The sequence below is a fragment of the Paraburkholderia nodosa DSM 21604 genome (assembly GCF_000519185.1).
Lineage (GTDB): Bacteria > Pseudomonadota > Gammaproteobacteria > Burkholderiales > Burkholderiaceae > Paraburkholderia > Paraburkholderia nodosa.
On record NZ_JAFA01000015.1, the window covers coordinates 124,590 to 136,393 of the forward strand.

At 67.2% G+C, this 11,804-nt stretch carries 11 protein-coding genes; 6 read left to right on the forward strand and 5 right to left on the reverse strand.

The genetic code is table 11. From position 1 onward, the window contains the following. The first annotated feature begins 31 nt into the window (after window positions 1-31). Window positions 32-1,084 (forward strand): NAD(P)-dependent alcohol dehydrogenase, encoded by a 1,053-nt coding sequence (locus A3CW_RS0122565; protein WP_028205596.1) that lies wholly within the window; start codon window positions 32-34, stop codon window positions 1,082-1,084. Between the two features lie 300 nt (window positions 1,085-1,384). After that, on the forward strand, window positions 1,385-2,347 hold the full coding sequence (locus tag A3CW_RS0122570; RefSeq protein ID WP_028205597.1) for a LysR family transcriptional regulator: 963 nt from the start codon (window positions 1,385-1,387) through the stop codon (window positions 2,345-2,347). 151 nt (window positions 2,348-2,498) lie between these two features. Here the strand turns inward: A3CW_RS0122570 and A3CW_RS0122575 are convergent, their stop codons facing one another. Then, window positions 2,499-3,143, reverse strand: coding sequence for a C39 family peptidase (locus A3CW_RS0122575; protein ID WP_028205598.1), 645 nt, complete (start codon window positions 3,141-3,143; stop codon window positions 2,499-2,501). 323 nt (window positions 3,144-3,466) lie between these two features. Between A3CW_RS0122575 and A3CW_RS0122580 the strand changes: the two genes are divergently transcribed. After that, the gene (locus A3CW_RS0122580) at window positions 3,467-4,321 is read left to right on the forward strand and encodes a helix-turn-helix domain-containing protein (protein ID WP_028205599.1); all 855 of its coding nucleotides are present in this window, start codon (window positions 3,467-3,469) and stop codon (window positions 4,319-4,321) included. 37 nt (window positions 4,322-4,358) lie between these two features. On the opposite strand, the gene A3CW_RS0122585 is transcribed toward A3CW_RS0122580, so the two are convergent. Then, window positions 4,359-6,206, reverse strand: coding sequence for an ATP-binding response regulator (locus A3CW_RS0122585; RefSeq protein ID WP_211254080.1), 1,848 nt, complete (start codon window positions 6,204-6,206; stop codon window positions 4,359-4,361). Window positions 6,207-6,258: 52 nt separating this feature from the next. Beyond that, entirely contained in the window at window positions 6,259-6,783 is a 525-nt protein-coding gene (locus tag A3CW_RS0122590; protein ID WP_028205601.1) for a molybdopterin-dependent oxidoreductase, read from the reverse strand. 295 nt (window positions 6,784-7,078) lie between these two features. On the opposite strand from A3CW_RS0122590, the gene A3CW_RS0122595 reads away from it, so the two are divergent. Then, window positions 7,079-8,026: a phosphoribosyltransferase gene (locus A3CW_RS0122595; protein ID WP_028205602.1), complete on the forward strand. Its 948-nt coding sequence runs from the start codon at window positions 7,079-7,081 to the stop codon at window positions 8,024-8,026. 12 nt (window positions 8,027-8,038) lie between these two features. Here A3CW_RS0122595 and A3CW_RS0122600 read toward each other — a convergent pair whose 3' ends face one another. Further along, window positions 8,039-9,715 carry an ATP-binding domain-containing protein gene (locus A3CW_RS0122600; protein ID WP_028205603.1) on the reverse strand — a complete coding sequence of 559 codons (1,677 nt, stop codon included), beginning with the start codon at window positions 9,713-9,715 and terminating at the stop codon, window positions 8,039-8,041. 221 nt (window positions 9,716-9,936) lie between these two features. Between A3CW_RS0122600 and A3CW_RS0122605 the strand changes: the two genes are divergently transcribed. Beyond that, a complete protein-coding gene (locus tag A3CW_RS0122605; RefSeq protein ID WP_028205604.1) occupies window positions 9,937-10,563 on the forward strand; it encodes a glutathione S-transferase family protein in 627 nt (208 codons plus the stop codon). A gap of 57 nt (window positions 10,564-10,620) precedes the next feature. Further along, window positions 10,621-11,256 (forward strand): Fur family transcriptional regulator, encoded by a 636-nt coding sequence (locus A3CW_RS0122610; protein WP_028205605.1) that lies wholly within the window; start codon window positions 10,621-10,623, stop codon window positions 11,254-11,256. A 108-nt stretch (window positions 11,257-11,364) separates the two neighbouring features. Here A3CW_RS0122610 and A3CW_RS0122615 read toward each other — a convergent pair whose 3' ends face one another. Beyond that, a complete protein-coding gene (locus A3CW_RS0122615; RefSeq protein ID WP_028205606.1) occupies window positions 11,365-11,775 on the reverse strand; it encodes a response regulator in 411 nt (136 codons plus the stop codon). Window positions 11,776-11,804 lie beyond the last annotated feature (29 nt).

Consider the following 11,804-nt stretch of genomic DNA (forward strand, 5'->3'; position numbering starts at 1 on the left):
CGCAACACCCATGCACCATAGGAGCCAACACATGTACCCAACCTACGGATACGCCGCCCGCGACGCCGCCTCGCCGCTCGCCCCGTTCGAATTCCAGCGCCGCGACCTGCGGGAACTCGACGTCCGTATCGACGTGCTGTTCTGCGGCGTGTGCCACTCCGACCTGCACCAGGCGCGCGACGAATGGCGCAACACGATTTTCCCGGTCGTGCCGGGCCACGAGATCGTCGGCCGCGTGGCCGAAGTCGGCAAGGGCGTCACGCAGTACAAGGTGGGCCAACTGGTCGGCGTGGGCTGTCTCGTCGACTCGTGCCGCACCTGCCCGAGCTGCGCCGAAGGCCTCGAACAGTATTGCGAGAACGGCTGGGTCGGCACCTACAACGGCGCCGACCGCGTGAGCGGCGACATCACCTACGGCGGCTACTCGACGCAGCTGGTGGTGGACGAAGCGTTCGTGCTGCGCGTGCCCGAGAACCTCGATGCCGCCGCGGCGGCGCCGCTCCTGTGCGCGGGCATCACCACGTATTCGCCGCTGCGCACGTGGGGCGCGGGCCCCGGCAAGAAGGTCGGCATCGTGGGTCTCGGCGGCCTCGGCCACATGGGCGTGAAGCTCGCCCATGCGATGGGCGCGCATGTGGTGCTGTTCACCACGTCGCCCTCGAAGATCGAAGACGGCAAGCGCCTGGGCGCGGACGAAGTGGTGATCTCGAAAGACCCGGAGCAGATGAAGGCGCACGCCAACAGCTTCGACCTGATCGTGAACACCGTGGCCGCGCAGCACGACCTCAACCCGTTCATCGAACTGCTGCGCCGTGACGGCACGATGACGCTGGTGGGCGCGCCCGAGCACGATCACCCGTCGCCGCAAGTGTTCAACCTGATCATGAAGCGCCGCCGTCTGGCGGGCTCGCTGATCGGCGGCATTGCAGAAACCCAGGAAATGCTGGACTTCTGCGGCAAGCATGGCATTACGTCGGATATCGAAATGATCAAGATGCAGGACATCAACAACGCCTATGAGCGCATGCTCAAGAGCGATGTAAAGTACCGCTTCGTAATCGACCTCGATTCGCTGCGCAAGTAACGCGCACGCCGCGCAGGCAACCAGCGCCGCGCATCCAGACGTAACACCCTGCCCCGCCGGGCCATCCGTTCCGGATGGCCCGCCAGCCCTTCCCCTTCGAGGCCTCCTTTTTTGGCCTCCCGTAGTCGAGCCGGCGCCCGCGTGCGCCGCCGTCTAAACGCCATCGCTGTTTAACCGCTGAGCGTCGCTTTCCGCGAGACGCCGGCACCGCGAAGCGCATTCGTCGCTACGCGGCTCGCCCTTTTTCTGCAGCAGCGCGGATTTCGTTCAAGCCTCAAGCCCATTGTCAGGAGCTAGCCCGTGATCGACCGCATCCAGGCGATGCGCACATTCGTGCGCATCGTCGACACCAATAGTTTCACCAAAGCCGCGCAGTCACTCGATATGCCGCGCGCCAGCGCCACTACGGTGATGCAAAACCTCGAATCGCTGCTCGGCACGCAATTGCTCGTGCGCACGACGCGGCGCCTTTCGCTCACGCCCGAAGGCGCCGCGTACTACGAGCGCGCCTCGCAGATTCTCGCCGACATCGACGATGCCGAAGCGAGCGTGCGCCAGTCGCCCGGCGCGATCGGCGGCCGGCTGCGCGTGGAGATGCCGGGCCTCATTGCCAACGCGATCGTGCTGCCTGCGCTCGACGAATTCCACGCGCGCTATCCGCAGATCGACCTCGTGATCGGCGTGAGCCTGCGCAACGTCGATCTCGTCGGCGAGGGCGTGGATTGCAGCATCCAGCTCGGCGAGCTGCCCGACTCGGGACTCGCCGCGCGGCGCCTCGGCGTGCTGGAGCACGTGACCTGCGCGAGCCCCGCGTACCTCGAGCGGCACGGCGCGCCGCAAACGCTCGACGATCTCGCGCAGCATCCGGTCGTCAACTTCCTTTCACCGCTCACGGGCCGGCCGTTCGAGTTCGACTTCGAGGTGGACGGCAGTCCGACCAAGGTGAAGGTGGACGGGTTCGTGCATGTCTCCGACGAGTTCGCCTACCTCACGTGCGGTCTGCAGGGCTATGGGCTGATCCAGCCGCCGCTGCTCGCGGCGCAGCCGTACCTCGACAGCGGTGCGCTGCAAGAGGTCCTGCCGCAATGGAAGCCGCTGCCCACGCCGGTATCGGTGGCGTTCGTAAAGTCGCGCCAGCTGTCGCCCCGCGTGCGCGTGTTCGTAGACTGGCTCGCGGAGCTGTTCGAGGACGCGGGCGCGGTCAATCGCGATCTTTCGCGGGTGCGGCAGTTGTTGGGGGGGCTGCAGCCGGCGCACGCCTGAGCGTTTGAGGTTTTTGTAGCAGGGTCCGTGCTTTCGTCTTTCTTTGTTTTCGCGTCGGTACGCGGGCGTTGCCCCGCACAGGGGCAACGCCCGCGTCCCGACGCGAACACAAGTAAACGCGCAAAGCGCCAAAAACACAGCGTCCCGCACGCTAAAAGCGCGGCCGCCTAAGCGCCATACCCCGCCGGGCATGAAACCGCGCAACCGTCTCATAAGGCAACCAGGCATCAGCCTGATACGGCGCGATGCCCGACGGATTGTGAAACCAGACGCCGCCATCGCCGCGTCCGTGCAGCAGGATCAGGTGGCCGCCCTGGCCGGGATGCATCCGCTCGGGGTAGCGGATCTCGGGGCTCACGGAGACGATGGCGAGCGTTTCGGCATCGATGCGCGCGGCGCTCGCCGCGATGCCCTCGTCGGTCATCACCTCCACGCGCACGCCGAACGCGGCTTCCACCCATCCGGCGAACGGGCGATAGATCAACCCGTCCACGCCGCCATCTTCGCGCACGCGATAGACGCCGTGCCGCAACGCCTCTTCGAGCATCTGCGCGCGCGGCGCATGCGCGACGCCCCAATAGTCGAGCGCCGATTCGAGGCAGGTCAGGCCGCACAGGCGCTTGGCCCAGAAGCGGTAGACGTCGGCCTCGGTGAAGCCGCTCGCCCGCCAGTGCGGGTCCTCGCACGGATCGGCGCCGCACTCGACGATGGGCGCCACCCAGTCGGCACTGCCCCACTGGCTGTAATACGGCACGCCTTCATGCCGCCATGTCCCGCCGTTGCGCACGTCGTCCAAACGATACCCCTCGCCGCAGTAAGGTTGATCTTCCGCGCGCGAGCGCACGGCGTTCAAAATCGTGCATCTTCGCAGCCACGTGCCTTCCCCGCAATGCCGCGAATATCGCAAGCCTGGTGTAAACGAAGCCGAATATACGCTTACATTCTCGTTATTCGGCGCCGCATTACATTTCGCTAAAATAGCGCCGTCGTTTGGCATTTTATGCGTTTAGAATATCGTGCTCCCGTGTGCGGCCCGCGCGAGGTCCGGTCAGACCGGCCTCACGGCGCCACGGCATGATCAATCAGAAACTGAATCCACGAATCCCTCCTTTGAGCAGTATGTCGAACGTTGCATACACAACCGACTCGGCCTCGGTGGCGGAGCGCGTACGCGAGCTGATGAGCCGTCACGGCATCGGCAAGCGTCAGCAAACGACCGAGCTGTGCCGGATTCTTGACCTGAGCTTTTCACAGGGGCACCGCAAGCTGCGCGGCAACAGCCCGTGGACGCTCGCGCAGATCAAGAAAGTGGCCGAAGCGTTCGGCGAACCGGCGGGCCAGTTGTTCGGCGCGCAGTTGCTCGACCCCGGCATGGTCGGGGCGAGCGCTCAGGAGGCGATGCTCTGCGTCAGCGCCGCCGAGCTGCCCTGCACCGCGTGGATCGGCGCACCGGTCGAGGCGGGCAGCCGCCCCGACTTCGTCGCCTACGAAAAGCAGGGCCAGTGGCGCGTGGTGCGCCCGGACGGCGCGCTCTACCAGAACGCGCGCGAAGTCCACAAGATCGAGATCTACCCGCGCCGCGCCGAGTCCGACAAGCCGCTCATCGCCGTCGTGGACGACGACCGCTCCTCCGCCGACAACCTGCGCGACTACCTCGAGCACAGCGGCTACACGGCGCTCGCGCTCTACGGCCTCGCGGCATTCAACGAAGCGCTCGAAAACAACGTGTTCGACGGCGTGGTGATCGACTGGCTGTTCGGCAGCCAGACCGCCGCCGAGGCGATCCGCAGCGTGCGCGCCTCCGAGAACCCCGATGCGCCCATCTTCGTGCTCACCGGGGAACTGCTGACCGGCAAGGCCAGCGAGTCGGAGATCAGCCAGGTGGTGCGCCACTACAACGTGGCCTGCTACGAAAAGCCGGCGCGCATGGCGATTCTCGTCGCCGACCTTTCGAAGCGGCTCAATCGCGGCTAACGCTGCGCATTGCCCTCTCTGCCCACTCCCACGCCTTTCAGGCCGCCGCGCGCGGCGCGCTCAGCGCGCGCTGCAACGCCGCGCGCAGCACCTCGTAATGCACCGGCTTCGTGAGCCGGTCGAAGAACAGCGCGCCCTCGCCGCCCGTCTTGCCCACATTGTCCGGAAGCGCCGCGAGCCCCGCCACGTCGGCACTCACTGCGATCACACGCGGCTGCGCCAGCACGTCCAGCACGGTTTCGAGCCCCGCCACGAAGTCGTAGCCGTCGCGGCCCGGCATGTGCAGGTCGAGCAGCACCACATCGCACGCCTCGTGCGCGAGCAGCGCGAGCGCGCTGTCGGCGTCGCCGGCCGCGAGCGCGCGGTAGCCCATGTGCGCGACCATCTCGCATAGCGAATCGCGCACGAGCGGGTTGTCGTCGACGACGAGCACCTGCGGCAGCGCCCGCGCGGGCAGCGCCGCTTCGGCCATGGCCGCGGGCACCGGCGGCTCGACCGGCGTGACGGGTATGCGCACGGTGAAGGTCGTGCCTTTGCCCACGCGGCTTTGCGTCTCGATCGTCCCGCCGAACAGCTCGACGAGGCCCCGCACGATCGCGAGCCCCATCCCCGCGCCTTCGTAGCGCCGCGAGCGCGACGTGTCGAGCTGCGTGAACTCCTTGAAGATGAGCGGAATCTGGTCCGCCGCCACGCCAGGTCCCGTATCGCCGACGACGATCACCAGCGTGTCGCCGCCAGCGGGCCTCAGCGCGCGTTCCTCGTCCTGCGATGGCCGCGCGGACCGCGCGGGCGCCTGCAGCCAGAATTCGAGCCGCACCTTGCCGCGCTCCGTGTAGCGGATCGCGTTCGTGACGAGGTTGCCGGCGATCTGGCGAATACGATGCGGGTCGGCCACCACGCGCCGCTGCGGTCCCACCCACGCATGCTCGAACACGAGCCCGCGCGAGCGCGCCGCCTGCTCGTTCTCGTCGACGATCGACTGCAGCAGTTCGCGCGGCTCGAACTCTTCCTGGCGCAATTCGAGCTTGCCCGCGCCGAGACGCGCGTAGTCGGTGAGGTCCTTCATCTGCGCTTCGAGCTGGCGCGCGGCGGTTTCGAGACGCTGGATCACCTTGCGGTCGGCTTCCGAATGCGAGTTGAAGCCGAGCAGTTCGATCGACGAGACGATCGCGTGCAGCGGCGTGCGCAGTTCGTGGCTGATCATGCCGAGGAAGGCGTCCTTCGCCATGCTCGCCTCGCGCGCGGCGCGGCTCGCCTGGTGCTCGGCTTCGAGCGCCGCGCGCTGCTGGTGCAGCAGACGCGTGCGGCGATAGCCGTTCATCACGAGCAGCACGCCCGCCGCCGCCGAAAGCACGAGCAGCACGAGCCCTGAGGCAAACAGTTCCCGGCGTTTGGCGATGAAGTCGTGCCGGATCGCCTCGCGCTCGGTCACATCGGCGAAACGCCTGTTCAGCGCCAGGTCGGTGACCTGGGTCCAGTGCAGGTCGAGCGCCATGAGCATCGGCACCGCGCGTTCGGGGTTGTCCGCGAGCGTGGCGATTTCAGCCTCGAACGGCGAGATCGTCGCGGCCAGAATGGCGAGGTCGGCGTCCTGGCGCCGCTTGAGGCCAGGGGTCGAGTCGAGCGAGAGCGTCGAGCCCTTCATCACGTTGAGCTTCGACTGCAGCACCTCGTAGCGCAGCCGCACCTTGTCGAGATCGCGGTCGATGCCGTCCGCGAACATCAGCAACTGGCTCTCGAAGCGCGCGTAGGCGATCTGGAGCTGCGCGGCGTCCCAGTACAGGCCGTCGTAATTGCCCGTGATGCGCTGCACGACCTGCGGATTGAGCAGGTTCGCATAGAGCAGATAGCCGACCGCCACCACGGGCGGCGCGAGCGCCGCCATCCAGATGATCGCCTGCAGCAGACGTCGTAAGGGACGTTGTATCACCCGCTACTCACCGCTTGATCGTCATCGACTTGATCTGCCACGCGAACTTCGAGTCGCCGGCCGCACCGTCGAGCTCGAGTGGATGCTGGTCGCGCGGATAGATCAGGAACAACGGGCCGAAATTGCTTACCTTCAGGCGCTGGCCGTTCATCTCATAGGCGACCACCACGCCATAGCGCGCGGCGTCGGCCACGGGCACCACGCAGGTGTAGTCGTCGAGCGTGTGGATCTCGATCTGGCTGCCGTAAGCGCCCACGGCCTTGAGCACGTCCGAAAGCAGCGGGCCAGTGAAGGTCGAGCGCGGCGTCCAGGTCGTGGCCGTCGTGATCGAATGCGCGGGCAGCGCGAGCAGCTGCGCCTCGCTGAAGTGATACGCCGTGTGGGCCGCGTTGTTGGTCACTCGCACCTCGCCATCGACGTCGAGCGAGAGCGAACCCGCAGAACCCGCCGCCTGCGCCGAGGGTGCAAAAAGCGGCGCCGCGAGCGCGAACCCCGCCACGGCGGCCCAGCGCCGCCAGCCTGGCCATCCCATCCAATGCCACATCTTGCCCGAGCCCTTTCGCGCGATGATTCGCGTCGTTGTCGTGTGTCTTCGTGCGGCGCATGCGCCGCTTTTTGCGGCAATGCGCCGCTTTTTCCTGCTGCTTTCCCTCGATTTCCCGCGACCTCCGCCCGCCATGCCAGCAGGCGCTGGTGAGCATAGGCATAATATCGTCAAACATTGCACTGACAATAGCCGTCTTTTTCTCGTACATCGCTATCGGAAACGCGCGTTGAGCATTTGCCGCGCAGTTGCCGATCACGCGCTTCGTCACCCATTTCACCCCATGGATAAACCTGTCGTTCCGCTCACCTACGAACAGCTCGATCACTGGGTCGAGTCGCTGCAACCAGCGCTGGTCGCGGAGGAATTCGACCTCGTGGTCGGCATCTTGCGCGGCGGCGCGCCGCTCGCGCTGATGGTTTCGCACGCAACGGGTGCGGGTGTCGCGTTCCTGCGCTATGACCGCGCCACGCGCGAAGTGCGCTGGGACTCCACGTTGCCGCTGCCCGAACCTGGCTCGAGAGTGCTGCTCTGCGAGGACATCGCGGGGCGCGGCCATACGCTCGTGGACTGCATCGCGTTTCTGAGCGAGCACGGGCTCGTCGTGCGCACGCTCACCGGCGCCTACGACGACCTCAGCCGTTTGCGCCCCGATTATTCGATCGACGCAAGCGGCTATTTCGCACTGTTCCCGTGGGAGCGCCAGGCCTACACCGACCGCTATCGCGCCGACTGGATCCGCGACGGCGAAGGCGAAGGCACGCGCATGGCCGACGACCACGAGTACGCCGTCTACGCCATCGATCTCGACGGTGTCCTGCTGCCCGACATCCCGGTTGCACGCTACGACGAAGACCTCGTCGCCGCGCTCGCCGAGCGCGATGAGCTGGTGCCGTTCGAGCGCCTGCCGGGCATCGACATCAAACGCACGCGCGCGATCATCACGGGGCGTCCGGAGATCGACCGCGAGCGTACGCTCGCCTGGCTCGAACGCCACGGCTTCGGGCACCTCGAACTGATCATGCGCACGCCGGACGAACACGACGACACGGCCGCGGCCGTGGCTGCGCACAAGGCCGCGGCGGCCATCCGCAGCGGCGTCACACACTTCATCGAGAGCGATCCGGTGCAGGCCATCCTGATCGCCCAGAGCGCGCCGCTCCTGCGCGTGATCTGGTGGAACGCCCAGGCGCGCACGGGCACGCTGATCGGCGCCTCGGCCTGGAGCTGAGCGAAAAAGCGCTCAGACGCCGCCGCGCCGGCCCTCGATGAACCGCGCGGCGCGCGGCGACGCCACCACGATGAGCTTCATGGCCGCGCGCGTCGCGCCGACAAAGAGTTTGCGCGCGGCGCGCTCGTCGAATGACTCGAAGTCCACCTCGGTCAGGATCACGCACGACGCGGACTGGCCCTTGAAGCGGTAGATCGAATCGAGCTGCAGGTCGCCCTCGCGGTACTGCGGATTGCCGAACAGGTCGTATTGGCCTGTGAAACTGCGCAGCCGGTGCGGACCGAGCTGATCGAGCGCCGTGAACAGCGAATGCTCGCGCCCGCGATAGGAAAGCACGACGATGTCCTGCTTGCGAAAGCCGAGCGAAAGCGCCTGTGTAATCGCGCGTTTGGTCGCCAGAACCGCCCCGGGTTCTGCGCCGGGTTCGGATTCATGCTCGTCCCAGCTCGCCACCGTCACGTCGGAGCCGTCGAACGGACTCCCCGCCGCGAGCTGCGCGATGGCGGGCACGGTCGGTCCCGCGACGTCGCGCAGGAACGCGAGGATGTCGCGCGGGCTGCGGTAGTTCGTGTTCTCGCGCAGCACGGTCCAGCCCGCCAGCGCGAGCGGCTCGCGCACGTACAGGTTCTGCAGCGGATCTTCGAGCCACCACCATGCAGCGTCCGGCCGCAACAGGCGTTCGAGTGCGCCCACCCACGGCTGCTGGAAATCCTGCCCTTCGTCGACGATCAGCACATCGAACTGCCAGCGTTCGGCAACCGGCATCTCGCCGAAGCGCCGCACGAGGTCGTCGAACGCGCCGGGGCTCTCGAAGTCGGGCACGTGGCCGCCGTCACGCGCGACCCAGTCGCACAGCTGGTGATAGGTCGCCACCTTCGCCTCAGGCGGCGCGAGCTGCGCGATGTGGTCAGCGAGCGGCCGGTTGAAGCACACGTAGAGCGGGCGCGCGCCGCGCGCCACCGCGTCCTTCATGACCTGCACGGCCAGTTGCGTCTTGCCCGAGCCCGCCGTGCCGATCACGCGCAGCCGGAACGGGGCGAATTCGAGCCGCCGCGCCCACGTGGCGAGGCCGCCCGCGAGCCGCGTGACGAGCGTGCCCGCCGCGCCGAGCAGCGCGCTGGTGTCGGGCGTGAGCGAAAGTTCGTCGGCGAGAAAGTGATGGATCTTGGCGGCGCACGGCAGGCGCGGCTCGTCGGCGGGCATGGCCTCGAGCACGATGGCGGCCAGTTGCGCCTTGCGCGTGGCGTCGACGATGCGCGCCGGGTTCACGCCCGCGATGGCGGGCTCGCGCACCACGTGGTCCGGGCAGTAGAACAGCTCTTCGAGCACGTAGGTGCCCGCGCCGAAAGACGCCGTAAAGCGCCGGTGCAGCCCTTCGACCGTGCGCGCCAGCGCGATCGCCACGTTGCGCTCGGTTTGCATGTAGGCCTTGACGAGCCCGCCCGGCGTTTCGCGCAAAAAGCCCGTTTTCTGCTCGACGATCATCACGCGCCCGGCCGGGCTGACGATCACGAAATCGGCCTCGCCGAAGACCGAAAAGCCTTCGGAGAGTCGCGTCCAGTGCACGCCGTGATAGACGGTGTAGCCGTTCGGCAAACCGCGTGCGAGCGCGGCGAGCGTTTCACGCTCGCGCGCGGCGGCGCCGGTGGCCTCCAGATGCTGCCAGTCGTCGGGGACAATGCGGGCCATAGGCGGGTCTCGGACGTGAGTTGGGGGTCGAGGCGGGACGGCCGCGCAGGAAAGCGAGGGAGCGGCGCCGCACGAATCGGGCGCGACGGCGGAACTCCCGGCGCCGCGCAGCGCCTATTCTACGAAATGCCGGGCTGCGCAAAAAACCGCGCGAGAATCGTGTATCGTGGCGGCCTGCGCCAGGCTTGACCCTTTTTCCCCTTGCAAGGAGTACGCGCCAGATGATTACGATCTGGGGACGCGCCAATTCGGTGAATGTCCAGAAAGTCCTGTGGTGTTGCGATGAACTCGTGCTGCCGTTCCAGCGCATCGACGCGGGCGGCCCGTTCGGCCATCTCAACGAGCCTTCCTATCTCGCCATGAATCCGAACGGCAAGGTCCCGACGATCACCGACGGCACGTTCGTGCTGTGGGAGTCGAACGCGATCCTGCGGTATCTGGCGATGGAGTATGGCCCCTCGAGCCTGCTCTACCCGACCGACCCGAAGGTGCGCGCCGCGATCGAGCGCTGGCTCGACTGGTCGATCGGCACGCTCGCGCCCGCCGAGCGCCCGGTGTTCCTCGCGCTCGTGCGCACGCCGTCCGAAAAGCGCGACACGGCGAAGCTCGCGGCCGACTTCGATCAGCTGACCCCGCTTTGGCGGCTGCTCGACCACCATCTGCAAGGCCGCTTCTTCATGGAAAACGAGCGCTTCTCGCTCGCCGACATCGTGCTCGGCGCGTACGCGCGGCGCTGGTTCGGGCTCGAAGGCGTGGAGCGCGAGCCGCTGCCGAATATCGAGCGCTGGTATCAGCGCATCGCGCAGCGCCAGGGCTTCCGCAAGTACATCGATCTGCCGCTCACCTGAGCCGTCGCTCCATGGCGGCGCGGGCGGGCCGGCGGCGCGCCCCGTATAATCGCGAGCATGAAGACAGCAAAACCGTCCCTGGACGCCCCGGCCGTGCACAGCGACACGCACGGCGAGGCGCACGACCACGCGCACGATCACGGCCACGCCCACTCGCACGACCGCGTAGAGGGCGCTTCGGTCGAGTCCGCGCTCGCGATGGCCGAGGCCTATTGCCGCGAGCGCGGCGAAAAGCTCACGCCGATCCGCCGCAAGGTGCTCGAGTTGCTGCTCGCCTCGGGACGCGCGACCAAGGCGTATTCCCTGCTCGACGAAATGCGCCAGATCCATCCGGGTTCGGCGCCGCCCACGGTTTACCGGGCGCTCGACTTCCTGCTGTCGGCGGGGCTCATCCACCGCATCGAGTCGATCAACGCGTTCGCTGTGTGCCACGACCTCACGCAGTGTCAGCACGGCATTCTCGTGGTGTGCCAGCAGTGCGGCAACGTCACCGAGTTGCACGAGCCCAAGCTGCGCCAGGCGTTGGTCGCGCAGATCGAGGCCGCGGGCTACCGGCTCGCCGGCGACGGCATCGAGCTCAAGGGTCTCTGCGCGCAATGCCAGGAGAGTCAGGCCAACCCGGCCGACAAGGCCGCACACCCGGGCGCCCCTGCCGCGCCCCAAGCCGCCGCGCAGTCCTCGTCCGCTAGCTGAGCGTTTTCGCCCGCCGTTCGGCGCGGGCAATAGATCGGCCGCGCCGCATGTCGCGGCGCTTCAGTCCATCAGCACCCGCACCTTTGCCGCCGCGCTACGCGCGCGGCGTCACAGCGACTGGCGCGCGTCGATCGCGTCGCTCAGCAGCGTCACCAGTTCTTCCGGCCGGGCCGGCTTGGTCATGAAGTGCTGGAAGCCTTCGCCGATGCTGCGCAAACGCCAGCTTTCGTCGGTATGGCCCGTGAGCGCGACTGCGACGGTCGGTGCGTGATCGCCGCGAATTTCGTAGTCGCGCAGACGCTGGATCAGGTAGAAGCCGTCCATGGCCGGCAGGTCGAGATCGCAGACCACGGCGTCGGGGTGCAGGCTCAGGGCCGCTTCGACGCCCGTTTCAGCGTCTTCGACCGCCACGACATGCGCACCCTCCGCCTCGAGCAGCGAAGTCAGTGACGCCCGGCTGTGCGGGTCGTCTTCGACGAGGACGATGGTCGTCCGGTCGAGCTTGTGTACTGCGTTCATTGTGTTTGCTTACATGCCTTTGTATCTGT